This window comes from Microbacterium immunditiarum, from assembly GCF_013409785.1.
GTDB classification, from domain to species: Bacteria; Actinomycetota; Actinomycetes; order Actinomycetales; family Microbacteriaceae; genus Microbacterium; species Microbacterium immunditiarum.
In genome coordinates this window covers 1,324,807-1,346,785 of the sequence record NZ_JACCBV010000001.1, presented here as the reverse complement: position 1 = coordinate 1,346,785, position 21,979 = coordinate 1,324,807, and the positions used below count along the sequence as shown (strand labels likewise).

The 21,979-nt window shown below is 67.1% G+C and carries 21 protein-coding genes and 1 pseudogene; 11 read left to right on the top strand and 11 right to left on the bottom strand.

The genetic code is table 11. The annotated features are described in order from the left end of the window. Positions 1-45: 45 nt before the first annotated feature. From BJ991_RS06035 to BJ991_RS06025, 3 genes are read right to left on the bottom strand one after another with little or no spacing between them, the layout of a single operon-like run. Positions 46-1,902 (bottom strand): ATP-binding protein, encoded by a 1,857-nt coding sequence (locus BJ991_RS06035; RefSeq protein ID WP_179488347.1) that lies wholly within the window; start codon positions 1,900-1,902, stop codon positions 46-48. After that, positions 1,895-2,371, bottom strand: coding sequence for an ABC-three component system middle component 2 (locus BJ991_RS06030; protein ID WP_179488345.1), 477 nt, complete (start codon positions 2,369-2,371; stop codon positions 1,895-1,897). Before BJ991_RS06030 ends, BJ991_RS06035 begins: the two co-directional genes overlap by 8 nt. After that, positions 2,368-3,465, bottom strand: coding sequence for an ABC-three component system protein (locus tag BJ991_RS06025; protein ID WP_179488343.1), 1,098 nt, complete (start codon positions 3,463-3,465; stop codon positions 2,368-2,370). Before BJ991_RS06025 ends, BJ991_RS06030 begins: the two co-directional genes overlap by 4 nt. 276 nt (positions 3,466-3,741) lie before the next feature. Here BJ991_RS06025 and istA point away from each other — a divergent pair, with 276 nt between their 5' ends. The 5 genes from istA (at position 3,742) to BJ991_RS06000 (ending at position 8,723) form a co-directional block, all read left to right on the top strand. Further along, positions 3,742-4,947: an IS21 family transposase gene (istA, locus tag BJ991_RS06020; RefSeq protein ID WP_179487033.1), complete on the top strand. Its 1,206-nt coding sequence runs from the start codon at positions 3,742-3,744 to the stop codon at positions 4,945-4,947. Further along, entirely contained in the window at positions 4,947-5,735 is a 789-nt protein-coding gene (gene istB, locus BJ991_RS06015; protein WP_179487034.1) for an IS21-like element helper ATPase IstB, read from the top strand. Before istA ends, istB begins: the two co-directional genes overlap by 1 nt. Before the next feature lie 268 nt (positions 5,736-6,003). Next, on the top strand, positions 6,004-7,077 hold the full coding sequence (locus BJ991_RS18370) for a DUF2510 domain-containing protein (protein WP_246301040.1): 1,074 nt from the start codon (positions 6,004-6,006) through the stop codon (positions 7,075-7,077). 261 nt (positions 7,078-7,338) lie between these two features. Beyond that, on the top strand, positions 7,339-8,004 hold the full coding sequence (locus tag BJ991_RS06005; protein ID WP_179488341.1) for a hypothetical protein: 666 nt from the start codon (positions 7,339-7,341) through the stop codon (positions 8,002-8,004). 110 nt (positions 8,005-8,114) lie between these two features. Continuing rightward, positions 8,115-8,723 (top strand): recombinase family protein, encoded by a 609-nt coding sequence (locus BJ991_RS06000; RefSeq protein WP_179492544.1) that lies wholly within the window; start codon positions 8,115-8,117, stop codon positions 8,721-8,723. Between the two features lie 86 nt (positions 8,724-8,809). Here BJ991_RS06000 and BJ991_RS05995 read toward each other — a convergent pair whose 3' ends face one another. The 6 genes and pseudogenes from BJ991_RS05995 to BJ991_RS05975 all read right to left on the bottom strand — a co-directional run bounded on the left by BJ991_RS05995 (position 8,810) and on the right by BJ991_RS05975 (position 12,400). Continuing rightward, the gene (locus tag BJ991_RS05995) at positions 8,810-9,214 is read right to left on the bottom strand and encodes a PIN domain-containing protein (RefSeq protein WP_179488339.1); all 405 of its coding nucleotides are present in this window, start codon (positions 9,212-9,214) and stop codon (positions 8,810-8,812) included. Continuing rightward, entirely contained in the window at positions 9,211-9,432 is a 222-nt protein-coding gene (locus tag BJ991_RS05990; protein ID WP_179488337.1) for a type II toxin-antitoxin system VapB family antitoxin, read from the bottom strand. The genes BJ991_RS05995 and BJ991_RS05990 overlap by 4 nt, the downstream gene beginning before the upstream one ends. A gap of 158 nt (positions 9,433-9,590) precedes the next feature. Further along, positions 9,591-9,788: pseudogene (locus tag BJ991_RS18905) on the bottom strand (hypothetical protein); the annotation flags it as partial. A gap of 105 nt (positions 9,789-9,893) precedes the next feature. Further along, positions 9,894-10,586, bottom strand: coding sequence for an ABC transporter ATP-binding protein (locus tag BJ991_RS05985; RefSeq protein WP_179488335.1), 693 nt, complete (start codon positions 10,584-10,586; stop codon positions 9,894-9,896). After that, on the bottom strand, positions 10,583-11,725 hold the full coding sequence (locus tag BJ991_RS05980; protein ID WP_179488333.1) for an ABC transporter permease: 1,143 nt from the start codon (positions 11,723-11,725) through the stop codon (positions 10,583-10,585). The genes BJ991_RS05985 and BJ991_RS05980 overlap by 4 nt, the downstream gene beginning before the upstream one ends. Before the next feature lie 99 nt (positions 11,726-11,824). Continuing rightward, positions 11,825-12,400 carry a TetR/AcrR family transcriptional regulator gene (locus BJ991_RS05975; protein ID WP_179488331.1) on the bottom strand — a complete coding sequence of 192 codons (576 nt, stop codon included), beginning with the start codon at positions 12,398-12,400 and terminating at the stop codon, positions 11,825-11,827. A gap of 60 nt (positions 12,401-12,460) precedes the next feature. On the opposite strand from BJ991_RS05975, the gene BJ991_RS05970 reads away from it, so the two are divergent. From BJ991_RS05970 to BJ991_RS05950, 5 genes are all read left to right on the top strand, one after another. Further along, complete coding sequence (locus tag BJ991_RS05970; RefSeq protein ID WP_343048664.1) at positions 12,461-14,077, top strand: MFS transporter; 1,617 nt, start codon at positions 12,461-12,463, stop codon at positions 14,075-14,077. Positions 14,078-14,156: 79 nt separating this feature from the next. Next, complete coding sequence (locus BJ991_RS05965; protein ID WP_179488329.1) at positions 14,157-14,570, top strand: TM2 domain-containing protein; 414 nt, start codon at positions 14,157-14,159, stop codon at positions 14,568-14,570. Beyond that, entirely contained in the window at positions 14,567-15,133 is a 567-nt protein-coding gene (locus BJ991_RS05960) for a pyridoxamine 5'-phosphate oxidase family protein (protein ID WP_179488327.1), read from the top strand. The genes BJ991_RS05965 and BJ991_RS05960 overlap by 4 nt, the downstream gene beginning before the upstream one ends. Before the next feature lie 234 nt (positions 15,134-15,367). Continuing rightward, positions 15,368-17,098, top strand: a complete 1,731-nt coding sequence (locus BJ991_RS05955; protein ID WP_179488325.1) for a sensor histidine kinase — start codon at positions 15,368-15,370, stop codon at positions 17,096-17,098. Continuing rightward, on the top strand, positions 17,095-17,757 hold the full coding sequence (locus BJ991_RS05950) for a response regulator (RefSeq protein WP_179488323.1): 663 nt from the start codon (positions 17,095-17,097) through the stop codon (positions 17,755-17,757). The genes BJ991_RS05955 and BJ991_RS05950 overlap by 4 nt, the downstream gene beginning before the upstream one ends. A 13-nt stretch (positions 17,758-17,770) precedes the next feature. Here BJ991_RS05950 and BJ991_RS05945 read toward each other — a convergent pair whose 3' ends face one another. Continuing rightward, positions 17,771-18,619: a universal stress protein gene (locus BJ991_RS05945; protein ID WP_179488321.1), complete on the bottom strand. Its 849-nt coding sequence runs from the start codon at positions 18,617-18,619 to the stop codon at positions 17,771-17,773. Between the two features lie 183 nt (positions 18,620-18,802). Here BJ991_RS05945 and BJ991_RS05940 point away from each other — a divergent pair, with 183 nt between their 5' ends. After that, positions 18,803-19,351 (top strand): flavodoxin family protein, encoded by a 549-nt coding sequence (locus tag BJ991_RS05940; RefSeq protein ID WP_179488319.1) that lies wholly within the window; start codon positions 18,803-18,805, stop codon positions 19,349-19,351. Positions 19,352-19,426: 75 nt separating this feature from the next. Here BJ991_RS05940 and ppsA read toward each other — a convergent pair whose 3' ends face one another. Next, complete coding sequence (ppsA, locus tag BJ991_RS05935; protein WP_179488317.1) at positions 19,427-21,832, bottom strand: phosphoenolpyruvate synthase; 2,406 nt, start codon at positions 21,830-21,832, stop codon at positions 19,427-19,429. Between the last annotated feature and the right edge of the window lie 147 nt (positions 21,833-21,979).

The following is a 21,979-nucleotide window of genomic DNA, read 5'->3' as shown; positions in this document are numbered from 1 at the left end:
TCCCCTCACGCCCAACTCAGGGAAGCAGTTGACGCTTGGGGCTAATTAGACCTGAGGTGGGTAGAACCCCGTCCGCTCGCTGGTCGTCGCTGTGCCGCCGAAGAAGTACTCACGGCTTCCGTCTGGCAGTGGCGACACCGGCGACCTATTCTCGAGGATGAGCGATTGGCCAGTGAACTGATTCTGAAGATAGGCGTAGAACGCGTCGACAACATTGGTACTGATTGTTTCGTCTTCGCCGCTGAGTTCCGGATCCCCCGGCTGTCGGTACGTGACAATCGGCGAATCGAGGATGACGAACCCTGGGTGTCGGTAGTCACGGCGGAGGCAATACTCCGCGAGAGCCACGTTGAATAGGGCACGGAGGATCGAACGGACTCCCTTGCCCCGCACTCGACGGACGCGTTGGTCGACGACCAGGTCGCGCTCGCTGGTGGAGTAGTGGACGGTGCTGTCCGTCGAGAAGGACCACAGCCGAAGTATCTCCTGTGCCACTGCGTCGAACTGATGCAGGTCCGCCGAAACGATCGGGACTTCGGTCGATGTTTTCGGCTTCTCGACTTGGGCGGTCGCGTTCCGCAGCGCGAGTAGGTTCAGGAGACGGTCGTGATTGTCGATCTCTCGCTCCACGCGGGACCGAGCCTCGAGAAGCGGTGATAGCTCGCCACCCGGCGTCTTGATCTCACTGTCGAGGCGTTGAATTTCGCTGGTGAGCTGCAAGCTGTCGTCCGATAGCGCAGCGGCACGGGAGGCGATGTCTTGTCGTTCGACCTGGATAGAGCTGATCGTCTCGTCAAGGTTGGCACGCAGCGCCATAATTTTCGCTTGCTCGGGTGCGATGGCGGCCGCGAATGTCGCCGGCTCGTCCGTGTCAAGCGGGGAATCCGGCCACAGCTGATGCGCGGGCTCCGCGCCACAGAAGGGACATGTTCCGCCTTCTTCAACCGCAAGCACGTCGGAAGCCTGTGCAAGCATGTCGAGGCGAGAAAGGTCCGACTCGTACTGGCTACGGAGCAGGCCAAAACGCATTTCGAGGCTGCCGAGCTCGTCGTGGCGTCCGACGAAGCTGGCCAGCCTTTCGGCGTTTGCTGCGCGACGCAGCACGAGCTCGTCGCGTTCAGAACTGACGTCGTTGAGTGCTTTGCTGGCGGCTATCAGAGATTCGTTGAGGCGCCCAAGTTGATCGCGGAGTTGATCTGCCGGTGGAGACGCAGCCAGCTCTTGCTCAAGCTCCGCGATGACCTGATCGAGGACCTCGAGCTTGTTCGCCGAGATCTTCTTCAACTCGGCAGCCTTGGGAATCGGTGTCAGTCCGGAATCGTCCCTGCCTTCGATGAACATGCGGAAGATCGCGGCCTCGACAGGGCGATCAGAGTACTGGCCGAACTCGATGGGCGATCGCTTGGTGAGAATCGTCTCTTCGTCGACTGCCGTGAGGCGGATGACGTCCCGCCACTGCAGCGGGCGCGTCTCGTTGTATTGACTCGTTCGGACTACCGCTCCGTCGAGATCCGTTAGCGAGAGAAGAACTCGTGAGACGCTTCGCGGGTCGTTCGAAATGTGTTTCGCTGCCAGGTACTCGGGGGCCGGCTTGGTCATGAGCTCGCGAAGATCTTCTTCGACCAGCCCGATCTTGCCTCCGGCCAGGTCACGGACCAGCGTGACGACTTCGCCCTCCTCGGTCCGAACGCCGAGGTGCACGTATTGGTAGCCCTTCGCCTCGTCTGGGAGCTCGATCGTCTGAGCGAGTCCGAACGAGTAGTTCAAGAGGTCGAAAACGTGGGATTTCCCGGTGTCCGATGCGCCGTGGATCACGGTGAGGTGGTCGCCGAACTCAATCGAGGCCGGAGCGACATTCTTGCCGACGGCGGTGAGGTGAACGAGGTGGAGTCGACTAACCATCAGGATCCTGCCCGTTCAACTTTTCGAACTCCTCAGCCCAGCTTCCAAACACGGCACCGAGCCTTGCCCTGATGTCGTCATCATCGAGAGCCCCAAACGTGGAGGCCGCCCACTCGCACCGCGCCCGAAGGCGAGTGAGGTAGACCGCATCCATTGAGTCGAGGAACGGACGAGCATCCTCGCCGGCGCTGAAATAGATTCCCTCCGTCGTCAGATCGCGGACGATCAGTCCCCGCGCGCCCATCAAAGTAATGCCCTCGCGGATGAGCTCTCGCTTTACCCCAAGCTCACCGGCACGACCCGGGATCTCCGGGTGCAGGCTGCTCGCACCCGCGAAGTCACCGCTGTGAAGCACGACGTGGTCGAGGAGTATGACTCGGGCGAGGTCAGCTCGCCCGGGATACAGGGCGGTGAGAAGTGCGACGACACGAATGCCGATCTCAAGCGGGCTGTTCAGCAATTGCGTCATCTGTCGACGACCCAGGTGAGTCGGTTGTCGTTAGCAAGCTGGTGGCAGATGCCCCGTCTATCGGCTGGCTCGGTGACTTGGATGAGTGCATTGGCGCTCAACTGTGCATTCACCGCTTGCTCGAGGGTGTGGCGGAGACGCTCCAACCCGTCGGAGTGATCTGCCTCGGCGGTCTCGATGACCGCGTCCAACAGCTCGTTCTGGAGTCCTTCGAACGTGTTGGGTAGCACCTGATCTCGAGCGAACGTGCGGAGCGCCTCCGCGCGAAAGAAGCTTTCCCGTTGTCGCCGAAGATGCGCCCCAGCCTTGTCGTGCAGCTCGGCAGACGCGATGGTGTCGACCGTCACGTACCGCTCCCGATAGGCGTCGACAAGCTTGGTTAGGTAGACGAGCTCCTCGGGGCCAACCGCCTGCGGCGGGTCTTCGGACGCGGGGCGGGCGGGCAGTCCGCCTCCGAATCGAGCTGCGTAGTACGGAGTCGCCCTGTGTTGATCTATTAAGGCCAGAACCTCGACCGAGCCGAACATCGAGAAGTCGGTCGCGCTGGCAAGCGCGTATACGGCGCTTCGAGTGTCGTCGTCGAGTTCCTTGAATGGCTTCGCCGTGCCGGATTCGACCTGTTCGAGGAACTTCACGCGCATTTCCGTCGGCGTCGAGATCAAGTGCGCCAGATTCGTCCCCAAGCCGCGAGGCGCGATGAAGCTGTAGCTGGACGGCAGCCTATAGACAGGCGTACGCACGGGAAGCAGGAAGACCTTGAGCACCTCCGGCCATGCGATCGAAGGTGTCAGGCTTTTCTCGTAGTGCTTGCCCTGGAAGCAGTCCCACTCCCCCTCAAAGCCGCGATCAGTCTTGAAACCGGCGACATCGACGCCGCGGTCGCCTGATCCGCCGAAACGCTGAACTCGGGCGTAGTTCAGCGACAATCCCGTCGCCCACTCTTCAATGAAGACCTCCCACTCGTCCGGATCATAGGTCTGAATGACCTTCCGAGGAGCGAGACGAAGTCCCTGCTCGGCCTGAGCGGCGGTCAGCGATGAGGCTGGGGCTGGGGGTTGGAGGTCACGCACGCTGATCTCATCCCCCTTTTCCATGTGCCCAAGGTAGCGGAAACGTATGGTTCGCTCGGAAGAGAAAGGCAGGGGTGTCATTTGGACACCCCTAGGTCACGGTCCCGGCGGATCGCCCACTTCTGCGCGCACGGGCTTCACCGAGGTATCGGACGGACGCGGCACCGCCGACAGCGTGCGCTCACCGATCGCTACCGAGGTAGATGGGTCGCTGATCGTTCAAGCTGAGATGTCGACGACGCTCCAGAACCCGGCCAAAACGACGCTTGAAAACTAGGCCACCCGGACCAGATTGGGTGGGTGATCTCCTTGGAAGATTGGGCGTTGATCAGGCGGCTTGTCGCGGACGGTGTTCCGCAGCGTCAGGTTGCTCGAGATCTCGGTATCGCGCGGGACACGGTCGCGGCGGCGGTGCGGTCTGACCGGCCGCCGAGGTATCAGCGGCCGCTGCAGCCGACGTCGTTCTCGCCGTTCGAGGCGAGAGTCAGAGCGTTGCTGGCGGAGCATCCGTCGATGCCGGCGACGGTGATCGCGGAGCGGCTTGAGTGGTCGGGGTCGATCACCTGGTTCCGGGAGAACGTGCGTCGGCTGCGGCCGGAGCACCGCCCGGTCGATCCCGCTGATCGGCTCAGTTGGGCAGCGGGTGATGCGGCGCAGTGCGACCTGTGGTTCCCGCCCCGGAAGATCCCGCTCGAGGACGGCACGGCGGTGCTGCTGCCGGTGTTGGTGATCGTCGCGGCGCATTCGAGGTTCGTGACCGCGAGGATGATCCCGACGCGCAAGACGGAGGATCTGCTGCTCGGGTCGTGGGAGCTGATCCAGCAACTAGGGGCGGTGCCGCGACGGCTGATCTGGGACAACGAGCCCGGCATCGGTCAGAAGGGGCGGCTCGCGCAAGGCGTCGCCGCATTCGCGGGGACCCTCGCGGCGAAGGTCGTGCAGCTGCGCCCCTTCGACCCGGAGTCGAAGGGGATCGTCGAGCGGCGCAACGGCTGGTTCGAGACCTCGTTCATGCCCGGCCGGGCCTTCGCCTCACCGGCGGACTTCAACGCCCAGCTCGCCGACTGGCTGGAGAACGCGAACGGCAGGGTCGTGCGGACCCTCAAGGCACGTCCGGTCGATCTGATCGAGCACGACCGCTCGAGGATGCTGCCGTTGCCGCCGATCCCGTTGCAGCTGGGCTGGCGGGAACGGGTCAGGCTCGGCCGGGACTATTACGTCCGCCTCGATGCGTCCGACTACTCCGTCGACCCGCAAGCGATCGGCCGCATCGTTGACGTGACCGCAGACCTGGACCGCGTCCGAGTCAGGATGGATGGGCGCGTCGTCGCCGACCACGCCCGGGTCTGGGCGCGCGGAAGCATCGTCACGGACCCGGCTCATGTCGAGACGGCGCGACGGTTGCGGCAGCAGTTCCAGCAGCCCCGCCCTGCCGTCGTCGGAGACGACCTCACCAGGGATCTCGCTGACTACGACCGCGCCTTCGGGATCGAGGGAGTCGCCTGATGGCCGCCAAGCAGACCGACGCCGTCAAGCAGATCACCTATCTCGCCGGAGCGCTGAAAGCACCGAGGATCACTGAAGCGGCCGGCCGGATGGCCACCCAAGCACGGGACGCGGGCTGGTCGTTCGAGGACTACCTCGCCGCCGTCCTCGAACGCGAAGTCTCAGCGCGGAACGCGTCTGGCGCGGAGCTGCGGATCAAAGCCGCCGGGTTCCCCGCCCGGAAGACTCTCGAGGACTTCGACTGGGACGCTCAGCCGGCAGCCCGTCAGCAGATCGCCGGACTCGCCTCCGGAGGGTTCCTCCTCGAGGCGCAGAACGTCGTCCTGCTCGGCCCGCCCGGAACCGGCAAGACTCATCTCGCGACCGCTCTCGGGATCGTTGCCGCGAGGCACGGGCACCGGGTGTTGTTCGCGACCGCGACGGACTGGGTCACCCGTCTCACCGACGCTCACCGGCAGGGCCGGCTCCCGCAGGAACTCGCCCGGCTACGACGCTACGGGCTGATCATCGTCGACGAAGTCGGCTACCTCCCGTTCGAGCAAGACGCCGCAAACCTCTTCTTCCAGCTCGTCTCATCCCGCTACGAACACGCCTCATTGATCCTCACCAGCAACCTGCCGTTCTCTGGCTGGGGCGGCGTCTTCGGAGACCAAGCCGTCGCCGCCGCGATGATCGACCGGATCGTCCACCACGCCGACGTGCTCACGCTGAAGGGCGCCAGTTACCGGCTCCGCGGACGAGGCATCGACAGCCTCCCCAGCATCAAGACGCAAGATCCGGCAGACTGACGAAACGACGAATCGGTGGCCTAGTTTTCGCCCGTCGTTTTGGCCTGGTTCTCAACCGTCGCCGACATGAGATGCTGCGCCCGTGCCCGCCCGCTTCCGCGCAATGCCCGCAGAAGGATCGCTCAACGCGGACCTGGCTGAAACCTGAGCGAAAGTCGCGGGTCTGATGAGGACGCTCTCATAAGGTCTCGTTAGCTCCTATGCCCGGCGAGCACTCGCGTACTGAGGTCACGGCGTCGGACGTGGCCATTTCTGTGGAAGGAACACCTTGACCGATTCGACCCCTACCTCCGCACCCGCAGGGTGGTTCCCCGCAGGCGTTGAAGGCCAGGAGCGCTACTGGGACGGCAGCTCGTGGACAGACCAGGTCCGACCTGTCGGGGCCATCGCCACCGCGACCGGCGCTGTTCCCGCCCCGCCGACCGCTCCTGCACCCGAAAAGAAGCCACGCAACATTCTCGGAATCGTCGCCCTCGCGGTGGCCGCTGTCGGACTCATCTTCGCCTGCATTCCCGGCGCTCTGATCGTCGGGTGGATTCTCCTGCCGATCGGCTTCATCCTCGGAATCATCGCCCTGTTCCAGAAGGAACAGCCCAAGTGGCAGGGCCTGACCGCGATCATCGTCTCCGTGGTCGGCACGATCGTCGGCGTGATCGTGTTCATCGCGCTGGCCGCCGGCGCCGTCAGCGACGCCATCGACGACACCGTTACCGAGGACGTCGGCACCTCCGACGTCGTGACCGAGGAGACGTCGGCCGACGAGGAACCGGCGGTCGCAGACCCCGAGGATCTGGTGCTCGGGGAAACCGCGTTCGGCGTGGACACCGACAGTGGCATGGGCTGGTATGCCGTGCAGGTTACCAACCCGAATGAGGACTACATCTTCGCCGGCGCCGGCATCGACGTGGAGGCCTACGACGCGAACGGCGTGCTGATTGACACCGACAGCACGTACGGCATCATCCTGTCGGGTACCTCGTGGTATGTCGGGGACTTCTTTGACATCGGCTCGGCGCAGATCGATCACATTGAGGTGCGCGGGCCTACCGCCGACGCGGCGACTCACTCGCCTGCCGCGGAGACGGGTTCATTCACCCTCGGTGAGGTGAAGACCGGCTCCGAGTACGACTACATGACCGTCAACGGCACCGTCACCAGTAGCTTCTCCGAGGACCAGGACATGGTTCGCATCGATCTGATCGCCCGCGACGGCGGCGGGAAGATCGTCGGTGTCGACTACACCTACACCGACCGCGTGCCCTCCGGCGGCACCGCGGCGTGGAACGTTGACTTCTGGAAGGTGCCGCTGGACAGCAAAGTCGAGGCCTACCCTCACCTATGATCAACTAAACCAACTGCGTGACCCAACCAATGTCGCCACCACACGGGGCCTCGCGGCGCTCCCTTGTCGTTTCGGCTCCGGTACATACGACTCCTGCGACTTCGATTCCGCCCGATTTCGATTCCGCCCGATAGGGCAGCAGATTGAGCAGTGAGCAAAGAAAGCCCGGATCGACGCCAGCCCGTCTGGAAGTCCCCTGACTGCGAATTCCCGCGACAGTTCAGGCCTCGTACGGCGCGCGGTAGGGCATCGGGTGCCGGTGTGCCGGGCGGCTTCCCTAGGATCGATGGGTCGGCTGTTCAACGAGAAAGCTGGGGGTTCTTCGTGAAGGTTCGTGGTGCGATCGTTTCGTTCATCGCCTGTTCGGTTTTCGTGCTGGGCGGTTGCTCGGCTGGCGGGGACGGTCCCCCTAGCAGCTCGCCCTCCTCGCCGGCCGCGATCGAGGTCGAAGAGGAACTGGTGACTGTCGATGTGCGGATCGCCCGCTCGTTGCTGGACCAGAGCGGGTCGCTCACCGACGAAGAGATCGTGGCCGGTGCACGCGAGAACGGTATCGCTGCAGTCGTTGATGGCGACACCGTTGTCTACACGATGACGAAGCCGCAACGCGACGAGATGCTCACGCAGATGCGCTCGTCCGCTCAAGATGCCGCCGATGAACTGATCGCGGATGACACGAACTCCGTGACGGAGGTCGAGTTCAACGACCAGATGACGTCGTTCAAGGTGTCGGTCGATGCCGCGAGGTACGGTGCGCTCGAGAGCTTGCTAGCACTCGGGTTCTACATCCAGGGAGCGCTTTACCAGCAGTTCAACGGAGTCGCTCCCGACGACATTGACGTGATCGTCGAGTTCGTCGACGACGCGACCGGTGAAGTGCTGGACACCGGGTCGTACCAGGAGATGCGCGAGAACCTCGGCCAGTAGAATTGCCCGCTCGGATCGCACCGGTGCGAATCGGCGTCCTTGGCGTGCATTGCCCACACAGGGATCCAACCCGGGTGCACCTCGGCAGTGAGGGTGGCACCGTCGGCGGCATGAACGGAATACTGATTGGCTACGCCAGGGTCTCCACAGCGGATCAAGATCTCACTTCGCAGCGGGACGCACTGCTGCGACTGGGGGTCCTCGATTCGAACATCTACGTCGATCACGGGCTGACCGGCACCAACCGGGCCAGACCCGGACTGCGCGAAGCGCTCGCCGCCGTCCGGGAAGGTGACACGCTCGTGGTCACCAAACTCGACCGGCTCGCCCGATCGGTGAGGGATGCACGCGACATCGCCGACGAACTGACCACGAAAGGCGTCGCGCTCAATCTCGGCGGGAGCAGGTACGACCCCACAGACCCGGTGGGGAGGCTGCTGTTCAACGTGCTCGCGATGGTCGCCGAGTTCGAAGGCGACCTGATTAGCATGCGCACGAAAGAAGGGATGGCGGTGGCGCGGGCGAAGGGTCACCTGAAAGGCAAGCAGCCCAAGCTGTCGATGACACAGCGAAAGCTCCTGTTCGACGTCCAGGACCGGGGCGAGTACACCCAGACCGAGATCGCCGAGCTGTTCAGTGTGTCCCGTGCGACCGTTTACCGCGAATTGCAGCGCCGCCGTGTGGCATTCCTCGCCACATGCGAAGCACATATCTTCTGAACCCGCGTCGTTGCGGCTACCCGCCACAGCTGCCAGCCGCGGCCCGGTCCATCCGCAGCAGGTCTATTGATCGGGTCGGAGGCCCGCTAGGGTGCCACGTACTCCTGCCGGACCGCGCCCCGCGTGGCGATCTCGATGAACCCAAAGTCGTGGTCGGAGTTCAGGATGACAGCGTCGTTGACGACCGCGTACGCCGCAATCAGGCAATCGAACGCCGCTGCCGCGCGCCTGAGCCCGGTGTCCCATAATGCCTGTTGGACGTCCAGGGCTTGCTGCTCGTCGGGGTGTTCCCATGCGGGCAGTAGCTGCTCCATGTCCGCGCGGAGTTCTTGGTACTCCTGCGGGCTCCGGGCCGAATGGCAGTACTCGAGAACTTGCGGCGGGCAGGTGATGATCAGGTGAGTGGGCGAGAGCTCCCGGAGCCGTGTCGCAATCGCTTCGCTCGTCGAGGCCTTCTGCCAGATGCTGTTGTCGACGAGGTAGGTCGTCACTGGCCGTCAATCGCCGTCGCCGGCGGGATCGTCGGCGCGTCGATCTGGTCGGGCTCGAACGTACGTGCGATGATCCGCTCGACGGCTGCCGGCTGGCGACGGACGGCGATGAGAGTGCGCAGGGCGAGATCCACCGTTTCGCGATTGGAGGTCGTGCCCGCGAGCTCCTTCGCTTGGCGCAGCTCGTTCGGGTCGATGTCGATTGACGTGACGGTCATGACTCCTCCTCCGGTCTGTATAGAGCAGTATATAGACCTTTCGCCCGCCGCCGCATCGATCTCAAGCACATGAGGCTTCCATCGAGCCAGATGCCCAAGAAGCTCCCTCCTACGCGCGACGCAGGCAAGCGGATCGTCCGCGCATCACCGAAGACGGGCTATCGTTTGGCCACGAATGTCCCGTGGTGGAAGAGGATCGGCAGCCCCCCGCCACCCGACGACCAGATGGATGAGTGCCGACTTTCGCTGGACAACGCCGCGACGATCTCGTCGCGCGACCATCGTTTCCCCAAGCGACCAATCTCCACGAACTCCGGATGAAGAAGGGCCAGCACACGCCTGTGGCTCTGCCGCCGGGAAGCATCCGCCCCGGCACTTCGCGGGCGTTGCCGTTGCCCGCGCGCCGAGCGCGGCTTGCACGCCGCACTGAGGTGCGATCAAGCAACGTCGCGCTCGCCCGATCACCCGACGAGCTCAGGCACCCCCAGCCGTCCATCCACCATCTCCACGACCCGGTCACAGTGCTCCAGCACATCCCGGTCGTGCGTCACCATCACCACGGCGACCCCCGCCGCATGCGCGCGATCCGCGAGCAGCTGCACGACCTCGTGACTCCGCCGCCGGTCGAGCGCTGCGGTCGGCTCGTCCACGAGCAGCAGGCTCGGCGAGTTCACGAGCGCCCGCGCGATCCCGACACGCTGCCGCTCACCGCCCGACAGCTCCGACGGCCGATGCCCGGCCCGGTGCGCCATGTCTACCGAAGCCAAGAGCGCCTCCGCGTCGACGCGTCGATTGCCCGCGAGTCGACCAGCCAGGCGCAGCTGGTCGGCCGCACTCAAAGCCGGCAGCAGGTTGCCCGACTGGAACACGAACCCGATGTTGTGCAACCGGAACCGCGTGCGAGCGCGCCGCGAGAGCGAACCGAGATCCGTCCCGTGCACCCGAACCGTGCCCGAATCGGGCTGACCCAGAGCCCCCGCGACCGCGAGCAACGACGACTTGCCCGACCCCGACGGCCCGACGATCGCGACGAACTCCCCCGGCATCACGGTCAGCGAGACCGAGTCCAGAGCGCGAACCCGCGAGTCCCCGTCGCCGAGCTCCAGCACGGCATCCGTCACCTCGAGCGCCGGCACCACATCCACAAAGCTCATCGCTGTCCTCCCAACGCGCGCGCGGGGTCGACCCGCGTGATTCGAACCACTGCCACAGCGGCACCGATCAGGCCGAGCACGATGGTCAAGACGGATGCCACGGCGATCGGCTCGAACTCGAGATCGAACGGCATCGCATCCGGCATCAGCGCGCCCATCCCGACGCCCGCTGCAACCCCGACAGCGGTGAACCCGACCAGCAGGATCGCCGCCTGCGCGAGGCTGTCGCGCAGGAGGTACCGGCTCGACGCGCCCACCGCGCGGAGCACGGCGATGTCGTGCGTGCGCTGGATCGTCCACACCGTGAAGAAGGCACCGACCACGAGCGCGCAGATCACATAGAGGAAGACCTGGATCATGCTGAGCGTCAGCGTCTCGGCCTCGTAGCCGGGCGACGCGTTGAACGCCTCGGTCAGCGTCATGGTGGTGGTGCCGGCATCCGCATCGACCGCCTCGAAATCAACAGACGTGCCATCGGCCGCCTGAAGCGCGACCACACTCGAATACCCGAAGTCGAGGGCATCGACCTGCTCCTGCGTCGGTGCCCCGGGCTGCGACTGGCCCGCGGCGAGGAGCCGCCACGTATCGATCGGCAGGTACGCGACGTCGACGTGCCCGAACGTCGCCTGCCCCTGCGTGAAGCCGACCACGGTCAGCTCGACGTCCATGCGGTCGAGCGTGATGACGGTGCCGACCGAGATCCCGGCGTCGCGCAGCGGCTCCGACACGACGATCCCGTCGACCGCCCCGAGCCCGTCGCCCGAAGACACCTCCGGAGCCAAGAAGCCAGAAGGCTCGACGCCGAAGAGCGTCAGGTCGATCTGCGTCTCGTCATCGGTCACGCCGTTGACGATGTTCACGCCCATCGGCTCGGCCGCGGCGACGCCCTCGGCGTCCTGCCACACGGCGAGCTGCTCGTCGTCGACAACCGATCGGCTGAACGCGTTGTCGGTCATCGTGCCCTCGTCGAACGCGAACGCCGTCGCGGGCATCGACTTCAAGCCCGAGACGCCGTCGTTGACGAGGCCCGACGACAGACCGGACAACATGACCACGAGCACCGAGATCAGCGCGATCACGATGCCCATCAGAGTGAAACGGCCGCGGGCGAACCGCAGCTCACGCAGGGCAAGGAACATGAGCACCTTCGGGGATTTGGATTACTCCGACAGACTGTCGGAAAGATACCGACAGTCTGTCACCAAATCACGGGAAGGCGAAATCGAGAGAGCCGGATGCTACGAGACCGGCCCCCGCGTCAGCATCCGGTACACGTCATCGGCCACCGCCCCGTGGTCGGCCCCGTGCGAGACGAGCCGGATGCCGGCGCCGAGCACCCCCTCGACGAGCACCGCCGCCGTCTGCGGCTCCGCCACCCCGAGCTCTCCCAGCACGGCAAGGACCGGCCGCAGCAGCGCGTCGTGCAGCGTCATGAGGTCTTCGAACCGGCTCGGGCTCAGGTCCGCTTCGCGCAGCACGCCCGCGATCGCGTGCTTGCCCTCGGCAGTCATCGCCATCGTCGCATCGACGAACGCGCGCAACTGCGGCAGTCCCGGCTCGACTCCCGCGAGCGCCTCCTCGACCTCGGCGTCCCACCGCTCGATGGCGTCGATCGCGATCGCGACCAGGAGGTCGTCCTTCGTGGGGAAGTAGTCGTAGAAGCTCGACCTCGCCATGCCCGCGCGCTCACTCACGGTGCGCGGGTTGACTCCCGCGAGCCCGCCCTCGAGCAGCACCTCCTCCCCCGCGCGCACGAGCGCGGCGCGCTGCATGGCGCGGTGCTCGGCGACGGTGGGAGCGGAGATCCTCGGCATCCGGCCATTATCCCGCATATTCCGACACCATGTCGGAAAAGGGGTGTAAGTTCTCCTCTCGTGAACTCAGCAGTCGACCGATACCACCGCCTCCGCTGGTTCGGCCTCGCAGCGATCTCGCTCGGGGTCGCGCTCATCATCATGGACGCGACCATCGTGTCGGTCGCGATGCCCGAGATCATCACCTCGCTCGACCTCACCACGACCCAGGTGCAATGGGTGCAAGAGGTCTACACGCTCGTGTTCGCAGCCCTGCTCATGGTGTGGGGCACCATGAGCGACCGCATCGGCCGGCGGCGGCTGCTGATCATCGGCCTCGTGATCTTCGTCGGATCGAGCATCCTCTGCGCGTTCGCGCCCACCGGCACCTGGCTCATCGCGGCACGCGCCCTGCAGGGCGTCGGCGGATCGATGATCCTCCCGACCACGCTCGCACTCCTCAACGCCACGTTCCGCGGCAGCGAGCGCAGCATCGCGTTCGCTGTCTGGGGCTCGACGATCGGGTCGATGGCGGCGGTCGGTCCCGTGCTCGGCGGCTGGTTGACGACTGCCTTCTCGTGGCACTGGGCGTTCTGGATCAACGTGCCCTTCGGCATCCTCGTCGTCATCGGGCTGCTCGTGTGCGTCGCGGAGTCGCGGCAGCACGGCACCGCGCGCTTCACCGATTGGCTCGGGGCCGCGGCATCCGTCGTCGGTTTCGGCATGCTCGTCTTCGCACTCATCGAGGGCCGTGCGTACGGCTGGTGGATGGCGACGGATGCTGCGCCGATCAGCCTCGGCGAGTTCAGCATCATCCCCGTGCTGTTCGTGCTCGCGATCGTCGTGCTCGGCGCGCTCGTGCTGTGGGAGCGCTCGAGGGTGGCATCCGGGAAGTCCGTCCTGCTCGACGTGACCCTCTTCCGCATCCCCACCTTCAGCAACGGCAACGTGACGGCGCTCACGGTCTCACTCGGCGAGTTCGGGCTGATCCTGTCGCTGCCGCTGTGGTTCCAGTACGTGCTCGGCATGGACGCGCTCCAGGCCGGCCTCGCCCTCCTGCCGCTCGCGGTCGGCTCGTTCCTGGCGAGCGGGTCGATCCACTCCCTGTCGAAGCACCTCTCCCCCGTGCAGCTGGTGCGGCTGGGCCTCGTGCTCGAGATCGTCTCGCTCGCGGTCATGGCACTGCTCATCCGCCCCGACTCGACGCTCTGGGTCACGGGCGTGCCGCTCTTCTTCTACGGAATGGGCGTCGGATTCGCGACGGCGCAGCTGACCCAGCTGATCCTCGCCGACGTGCCGGTCGACAAGTCCGGGCAGGCATCCTCGACGCAGTCCACGGCGCGCCAGGTCGGGTCGGCGCTGGGCATCGCGATCCTCGGCACCGCCCTGTTCACGACCCTCCGCGTGGGCACCGAGGCGCGCCTGAGCGACCAGCTCGCCGCGAACCCGGACCTCGCCGGCCTCGTCGACGCCGTATCGGACTCGGCGGGTGCGCTCATCGCCCAGCTCGCCGAGAACCCGATGACGGCGGCGATCGCGGATGCCGCGCGCGAGGCGCTGACGCAGGGCGTGTCGGTCGCCGCGTGGGTGGGCATCGCCGCCCTGGTGGTGGGCCTTCTGACGACGATTCCACTCGGCCGCGGGCAGCGCGAGCCGGCATCCGCCGACGCGGCACCCGCGATCGACGCGGAGGCCTGACCGCCCGGGGCGCGGGACCTTCGACCCCACCGGCTCCGCCCCGCCGTCACACCCTGGACATGAGCCGAAGGAGGCATACATGTCCACGTACCCACCCCCGACGGGAGTGCCTGGCTACGTCAGCCCTCCGCCCCCGCCAGCAACCGCGACACCCGAGCGGTCGTTCATCGCCACGTGGATGTTCGCGTGGCTGCTGGGCTTCCTCGGGGTCGACCGCTTCTACCTCGGAAAGATCGGCACCGGCGTGCTCAAGCTGCTGACGATCGGCGGCCTCGGGATCTGGTGGCTCATCGACCTGATCCTGACGCTCGCGGGCGTGCAGCGCGACAAGGAAGGCCGGCTGCTCCCCGACTTCGAGGAGCACAAGATGATCGCGTGGATCATCACCGCGGCCGGCTTCGGCCTGTCGCTGATCACCACGGCGATCTCGCGGGTCTTCGTGCTGGTGCCTGACCAGATGTGGCCGATGATGCCATGGTGGATGGGACAATGACCGAGCCGAACGCCCACTTGACCACCGCTGAATGCTGGTCCCTCCTCGAGCGCGCGCGCGTCGGCCGCCTGGCTGTCCACGAGGAGGGCGTCGGGCCCGACATCTTCCCCGTCAACTTCGTGGCGCACGAGGGCGCCGTGTACATCCGCAGTGCACCCGACGTCAAAGCCGTACGGCTCGCCGCGGATCCTGAGACAGCATTCGAGATCGACGGGCACGACGAGTCCGGCTGGTGGAGTGTCGTCGTGAGAGGCATCGCGGCACGGGTCACCGACGAGCTCGAGATCGAGCGGAGCGGCATCCGTCACGTCGTCACGGCCAGCTCTCGCTACAAGCAGCACGTCCTCAAGATCACGCCGCGCACGGTCACGGGGCGCCGCTTCGCCGACCGCACGCGGGCGGTTCCCCACGTGGACCCGACGCCGACGGAGGCCATCGATCTGCCGGCTCCCATCGACGTGCCGGATGCCGCCCCCGAGGGCACGCGTGCGACGCGGCCCGTCGAGATCCCGTCGCATCCGCCGCTGCCGGAAGGCACCGGATCTCACAACCTCGCAGGCTGAGGGCCGGGCGGGCGCGGAAGCGCCCGAAGACAGCCCCAAGACAAAGGAACGGGGAGGCGCCCCAGGTCGCCTCCCCTTCGCCATGCCTGCTGCGGAATCCGCCGCCGCCATCGCGTCTCATCATCGAACCGCGGTGGATCACCCGTGTCAGGGCATTTGGTCCCGCGCGTCAACCTGGTGCCCCTCTGCTTCCGCGGGAATAATCTGGAGACGGCGCAAGAAAGGAAGGCGGCCATGGCCGCGGACGACAGCCTCGCCTTCGCAGACGGTCCCCGCGAAGAACTCGACGATGCCCTCGCGGCCCTGCTCGCACAGGCGGAGAAGGTTCGAAGCACGCAGGGACGCCTTCGCGCCCTCCTCGCGGCCACGCAGTCCGTCGTCGAACAGATCGACCTCTCGACGGTGCTCCGTCGCATCGTCGTAGCCGCGACCACTCTCGTCGACGCGGAGTACGGCGCGCTGGGGGTCATCGCGCCCGAGCGCGACGCCCTCGAGGAGTTCGTCTTCGCCGGACTCGACGAAGACGAGGCGGCCAAGATCGGTCACCTGCCGTTTGGTCACGGTCTGCTGGGCGCCCTGATCGCCGATCCGCGGCCGATCAGGATCAAGGACATCTCGCACGACGAGCGCTCGGCCGGGTTCCCCGCGCACCACCCCGCCATGTCCAGCTTCCTCGGGGTGCCGATCCGCGTGCGGGGCGAGGTCTTCGGCAACCTCTACCTGACCAACCACCGAGACGGCGGCTTCACCGACGAGGACGAGCAGCTCCTGGCCGCGCTCGCGACGACGGCGGGCTTCGCGATCGACAACGCCCGGCTCCTCGACCTCGCCCGCACCCGCGAGAAGTGGATGGGGGCGGCGGCCGGGCTGTCGGCCGCGCTGCTGGCCTCGCCCACGGATACGGCGTTCGACCTCATCGCGAGCCGCATCTTCGAGCTGCCCGGCGTCGACAAGGTCACCGTGCTGCTGACGGACGAGGACACCGGTCGCCTGCGCATCGTCGCCGCGCGCGGAGACGACGAAGCCGAGCTTCGCGGCCGCGTCGTCGACGTCGACGACGTGTGCGCGGGCGCGGTGCTGGAAGTCGCGGAGGCGAGCATCATCGCGCACAGCCAGGATGCGGCATCCGACGTCCTCCTCATCGGCGACGAGACCGGCACCGGCCCCGCCCTCGTCGCGCCCATGCGCACGCGCTCACGGTTGTGGGGCGTCGTGTGCATCGCGCGGAAGCCCTCCGGACGCCGCCTGACGCAGTCCGAGATCGAGAGCGCCGCCGACTTCGTCTCTCGCGCCGGCATTGCACTCGAGCTGGCCGTCGCGCGAGAGGAATCACAGCGCGCGATGCTCGCCGACGATCGGAGCCGCATCGCCCGCGACCTGCACGACCACGTCATCCAGCAGCTGTTCGGTACCGGTCTCTCCCTGCAGGCCGTGGCCGCGTCGATCCCGCCCGGTGCAGAGGCGCAGCGCCTCAGCGAGTCCGTCGAGCAGCTCGACGACGCGATCGCGCAGATCCGCACCGTCGTCTTCGCGCTGTCGCGGCGCGACGAGACCGCGATCCGCCACCGCATCATCGACGTCGTCGCCGAGATGTCCGGCTCGATGCGGCGCCCCGCCGGCATCCGCTTCTCCGGTCCCGTCGACCACCTCATCATCGGCGACCTCTTCGACGACGTGGTCGGGGTCACACGCGAACTGCTCAGCAATGCGATCCGGCATGCGCATCCCGACAGGATCTCGATCGAACTCGCCGTCGACCAGGGCGACGTCGTCGTCACCGTGGACGACGACGGGGTCGGCATCGGCGACACGCCTCGCCGCAGCGGGCTCGACAACCTCAGCCACAAGGCTCAGCGGCGCGGCGGGACCTTCACGCTCGAATCCCCCGGCGAGGGGACGCGGGCGATCTGGCGCGTACCGTTGCCGAACCCGACCATCACAGCGCGAAAGGACGATTCCCAGTGATCGATGTCTTCCTCGTCGACGACCATGAGATCGTGCGTCGCGGCCTCGCAGACCTGATCCGGTCACAGCACGATCTCGAGGTCATCGGCGAAGCCGGCACCGCGCGGCAGGCGATCGGCCGAATCGAGGCGACGCGGCCCGACGTCGCCGTGCTCGACGTGAGGCTGCCGGACGGGAACGGCGTCGACCTCTGCCGCGACATCCGGTCACGCGTTCCCGACGTGAAGTGCCTCATGCTCACCGCGTACGACGACGACACCGCGGTGAGCGCGTCGGTGATGGCGGGTGCTGCCGGCTACGTGCTCAAGACGATCGGCGGAGACAGGCTCGTCGAGTCCATTCGCGCGGTCGCCGCCGGGCGGTCGCTCATGGACGAGAGTGTCGTCCGACGTGCGACCCAGCAGATCCGCGAGCGCGCCGACGACGAAGACCCCCGGCTCGGGTCGCTCGGACTGCGCGAGCGGCAGATCCTGCACCTGATCGCCGAGGGACTCACGAACCGCCAGATCGGCGAACGGATCGGCATCGCCGAGAAGACGGTCAAGAACTACGTGTCGTCGCTGCTGACGAAGCTCGGTCTCGAGCGGCGCACACAAGCCGCTGTATTCGAACTCGAGCACCGCGATCCGCCGGGACCCGCCGCGACCCGCGCGCCGTAGGTGCGGCATCCGCTCAGGCGAACTCTTCGAACCGCTCCACGCCGGCCTCGTTCGGGACCACGACGACCGGGCACTCGGCGTGCCACAGGATCTCCTGCGCGACCGAGCCGAGCAGGCTGCCGGCGACCATTCCGCGGTGGTGGGTTCCGATGACGAGCATCGACGACCGCCCCGAGTACCGCAGCAGCGCGGCGGAGCGGCTGTCGCGGACGAGCTCGGTCTGGATCGACATCGTCGAGCTGCGCTCGAGCACCCACGTGAGCGCCTCGTCGAGGACGGCGCGGTGCGCCGCCATCACGGTCTCGGGCGTCTCGACGAGCGCCGTGCTGCCGTAGAACGCAGGCGTCGGCATGAGCCACGCGTGCACGAGACGCAGGGGCATGCCGGTCCGTCGCGCCTCCCTCGTTGCGAAGGCGAGCGCGGCGTCGGACGAGTCGTCGTCGGCGATGCCGACCGTGGCCGGCTCGTCGCCTTCCACCCACCCGGCGGGCACGAGCGCGACCGGGACGCGGGCGCGCGTGCTGAGGCGCAGCGGGACGGCACCCGCGACCGCCGCGCGGATGGGACGGCCCGGGGTCACTCCGACCACGAGCAGATCCGCTTCGTCGGCGAATTCGGTGAGCTCGTCGGCGATGCCGCCCTCGAGGCGATGCAGCTCCACCTCGATTCCGGACACGCGTTCGCGGAGGTACACCTCGGCGTCGCCCAGCACGTCGAGGGACGCTGCTCGCTCCTTATCCGATCGCGACACGACGTTCACGACATCGACAGCGGCGTCCTCTCGCGCCGCGCGCGCGGCAACCCATGACAGAGCCGTTACGGATGCCGGGCTGCCGTCGTAGCCGATGACGATGCGTTCCATCAGTGGCCTCCTCGCTGCTTCCATCGCGAGGCTACGTCGGGAGCGTCCCCGCGAAATGGGCCGTTGGTCCCGTCGGATCGCCCGCTGCGCCGGTGGAATGACCTCGAGACGAAGGAGTGTCATGAACGACGTCGCACGTCGGATGGGCGGCGATCGGACAAGAGCCCATCGAAGGAGCACACCATGAACGAGACACCAGCCGGTACGGTCCTGATCGTGTACGAGTCGATGTTCGGCGGCACCCGACGCATCGCCGAGGCGATCGCCGACGGCATCCGCGCGACCCATGACGTCACGGTCACCCGGGTGGCCGATGCGGGGAACGTCCCCGACGACGTCGCCCTACTGGTCGTCGGCGGCCCGACCCACGCACACGGCCTGAGCCGCCCCGAGTCGCGTGCGGACGCGGCGACCTGGGTCGCGAAGGAGGAGATGCACCTCGAGCTCGAGCCCGGCTTCGACGGAGCCGGCATCCGCGAGTGGCTCAAGAGCGAGCCGCGAGTCACGCGGCACGCCGCGTTCGACACGCGCGCGGACATGCCCCGCATCTTCACCGGATCGGCGGCCGCGGGTATCGACAAGCGGCTGACGAAGCTCGGATCGGAGCGGCTCGCCGAGCCGATGAGCTTCCTCGTCGACCGCAAGAGCCACCTCGTGCCGGGTGAGATCGAGCGCGCGCGGGGCTGGGGCGTACAGCTCGCCGCCTTGCTCTCGCCGGCCGCGGCCCGATGAACGCCCGGCCGACATGACCACGCGCGGCGCCATCAGGCGCCGCGCGTGTTCGCTCGCGTTCGCGATCCCCTGACGTCAGGCGGCCGGAGCGCGAGCGCCCAGCTCGGCGAGCCGCATCCACGTCTCGACGACCGTGTCGGGGTTCAACGAGATCGAGCGGATGCCGCGCTCCACGAGCCACTCGGCGAAGTCGGGGTGGTCCGACGGCCCCTGGCCGCAGATCCCGATGTACTTGTCGCGGCGGTTGCACGCCTCGATCGCCATCTCCAGGACGGCGAGCACTGCGGGGTCGCGTTCGTCGAACGACTCGGCGACGAGGTCCGAGTCGCGGTCGACGCCGAGCACGAGCTGCGTCATGTCGTTCGACCCGATCGAGAAGCCGTCGAAGTGGTCGAGGAACCGGTCGGCCAGCAGCGCGTTCGACGGGATCTCGCACATCATGATGACCCGCAGCCCGTTCTCCCCGCGTCGCAGGCCGTTCGCGGCGAGCGCGCGCTCGACCGCCTCGGCCTCTGTGAGCGTCCGCACGAAGGGGATCATGATCTGCAGGTTGTCCAGGCCCATGTCCTCCCGCACGTGCCGCAGGGCTTCGCACTCCATCGCGAACGAGTCGGCGAACGCCTCGGTGACGTAGCGCGATGCGCCGCGCCAGCCGAGCATCGGGTTCTCCTCGTTCGGCTCGTAGCGGGCACCGCCCAGCAGGTGCGCGTACTCGTTCGTCTTGAAGTCGCTCGTCCGCACGATCACCGGCTTGGGCGCGAACGCCGCGGCGATCGTCGAGACGCCCTCCGCGAGTCGCTTGACGAAGTACTCGCGCGGCGAGCCGTACGCCTTCGTCCGCTTCTCGATCGCGGCGCGCAACGGCTCGTCGAGGGTCGGCTCTCCGGCCGCTTCCGCGTCGAGCAGCGCCTGAGGGTGGATGCCGACGTACTCGCTGATGATGAACTCGAGGCGCGCGAGCCCGACTCCCTGGTTGGGGAGCGCCGAGAACGCGAACGCCTGGTCGGGCGTGCCGACGTTCATCATGAGGTCGACGTCGAGCGGCGGCATCCGGTCCACCCGCGTCTTCTCGTGCGTGAACTCGGCGCGGCCCGCGTACACGTGACCGACGTCGCCCTCCGCGCAGCTCACGGTGACGATGTCGCCGTCGACGAGGTCCTCCGTCGCGGTGGCCGTGCCGACCACGGCGGGGATGCCCAGCTCGCGCGCGACGATCGCCGCGTGGCACGTCCGTCCACCGCGATCGGTCACGATGGCGGCCGCCCTCTTCATGACCGGCTCCCAGTCGGGGTCGGTCATGTCGGCGACGATCACATCTCCGGTCTCCACCCGATCCATGTGCTCGATCGATGCCATCACGCGCACGCGACCGACGCCGATGCGCTGGCCGGTCGCGCGTCCGGACGCGAGCAGCTCACCGTGGTCGTGAATGACGAAGCGGTCGAGGACGGCGGCGTCCTCACGCGAGACGACCGTCTCGGGCCGCGCCTGCAGGATGTACAGGCGACCGTCGAGGCCGTCGCGCGCCCACTCGATGTCCATCGGGCGTCCGTAGTGCTCCTCGATCACGAGCGCGTGCCGGGCGAGCTCGGCCACCTCGGCGTCCGTGATGCTGAAGCGCTCGCGGTCGGCATCCGGCACGTCGTGGTACTCCGTGCTGCGCTCGACGTCGGCGCCCTCGCCGAACCGCAGGGCCGTGGCCTTCTGCCCGAGGCGCCGCCGCAGGATCGCGGGGCGTCCCGCCCGCAGTCCGGGCTTGTGGACGAGGAACTCGTCGGGATTGACCGCGCCCTGCACGACGGCCTCGCCGAGGCCGTACGCACTCGTCACGAGGACCGCGTCGCGGAAGCCCGACTCGGTGTCGACGGTGAAGATGACGCCGGATGCTCCGATGTCGGAGCGCACCATGCGCTGCACCGACGCCGACAGGGCGACATCGGAGTGCGCGAAACCCTGGTGCACGCGGTAGGCGATCGCACGGTCGTTGTAGAGCGACGCGAACACCTTCGTGATCGCGTCCAGGATGTTCTCGATGCCGGCGATGTGGAGGAACGTCTCCTGCTGGCCCGCGAACGAGGCATCCGGCAGATCCTCGGCGGTCGCCGACGAGCGCACGGCCCACGTCACCGCGTCGGGATCGCTCTCCCTGGCGATGAGGTCGGCGTAGGCGACGCGGATGTCCCGCTCGAGGTCCTCGGTGAGCGGCTGCTCCAGGATCCACCCGCGGATCGCGGCGCCGACCTCCGCGAGGCGCGCGACGTCCGCGACGTCGAGGGCCGCGAGCGTCTGCTCGATCCGATCCGCGAGCCCGTTCGCCGCGAGGAAGCGGCGGTAGGCCGTCGCCGTGGTCGCGAAACCCCCCGGAACGACCACACCCGTCCCCTCGAGCTGGGTGATCATCTCGCCCAGCGATGCGTTCTTCCCGCCCACCTGCGGCAGGTCAGCCATCGTGATGGCCGCCAGCGAGATCACGTTGCCCATGCGGTCCTCCTCGATCCGATATACCTCCACGCTCGCGGAATCGCGCGGCGAAGAGTGGGTCGTTGGTCCCGCTGCGGCGGGTAACAGATGCGATCACGCCTTGCAAGGGCCACACGCATCCGCCCGGTCCCCTGTTAGGCACGATGC

Coding starts and splice junctions, on each gene's coding strand:
- BJ991_RS06035 (WP_179488347.1), bottom strand. CDS start 1,902: ATGGTTAGTCGACTCCACCTCGTTCACCTCACCGCCGTCGGCAAGAAT.
- BJ991_RS06030 (WP_179488345.1), bottom strand. CDS start 2,371: ATGACGCAATTGCTGAACAGCCCGCTTGAGATCGGCATTCGTGTCGTC.
- BJ991_RS06025 (WP_179488343.1), bottom strand. CDS start 3,465: ATGGAAAAGGGGGATGAGATCAGCGTGCGTGACCTCCAACCCCCAGCC.
- istB (WP_179487034.1), top strand. CDS start 4,947: ATGGCCGCCAAGCAGACCGACGCCGTCAAGCAGATCACCTATCTCGCC.
- BJ991_RS06000 (WP_179492544.1), top strand. CDS start 8,115: ATGAACGGAATACTGATTGGCTACGCCAGGGTCTCCACAGCGGATCAA.
- BJ991_RS05990 (WP_179488337.1), bottom strand. CDS start 9,432: ATGACCGTCACGTCAATCGACATCGACCCGAACGAGCTGCGCCAAGCG.
- BJ991_RS05985 (WP_179488335.1), bottom strand. CDS start 10,586: ATGAGCTTTGTGGATGTGGTGCCGGCGCTCGAGGTGACGGATGCCGTG.
- BJ991_RS05980 (WP_179488333.1), bottom strand. CDS start 11,725: ATGTTCCTTGCCCTGCGTGAGCTGCGGTTCGCCCGCGGCCGTTTCACT.
- BJ991_RS05975 (WP_179488331.1), bottom strand. CDS start 12,400: ATGCCGAGGATCTCCGCTCCCACCGTCGCCGAGCACCGCGCCATGCAG.
- BJ991_RS05965 (WP_179488329.1), top strand. CDS start 14,157: ATGTCCACGTACCCACCCCCGACGGGAGTGCCTGGCTACGTCAGCCCT.
- BJ991_RS05960 (WP_179488327.1), top strand. CDS start 14,567: ATGACCGAGCCGAACGCCCACTTGACCACCGCTGAATGCTGGTCCCTC.
- BJ991_RS05955 (WP_179488325.1), top strand. CDS start 15,368: ATGGCCGCGGACGACAGCCTCGCCTTCGCAGACGGTCCCCGCGAAGAA.
- BJ991_RS05945 (WP_179488321.1), bottom strand. CDS start 18,619: ATGGAACGCATCGTCATCGGCTACGACGGCAGCCCGGCATCCGTAACG.
- BJ991_RS05940 (WP_179488319.1), top strand. CDS start 18,803: ATGAACGAGACACCAGCCGGTACGGTCCTGATCGTGTACGAGTCGATG.
- ppsA (WP_179488317.1), bottom strand. CDS start 21,832: ATGGGCAACGTGATCTCGCTGGCGGCCATCACGATGGCTGACCTGCCG.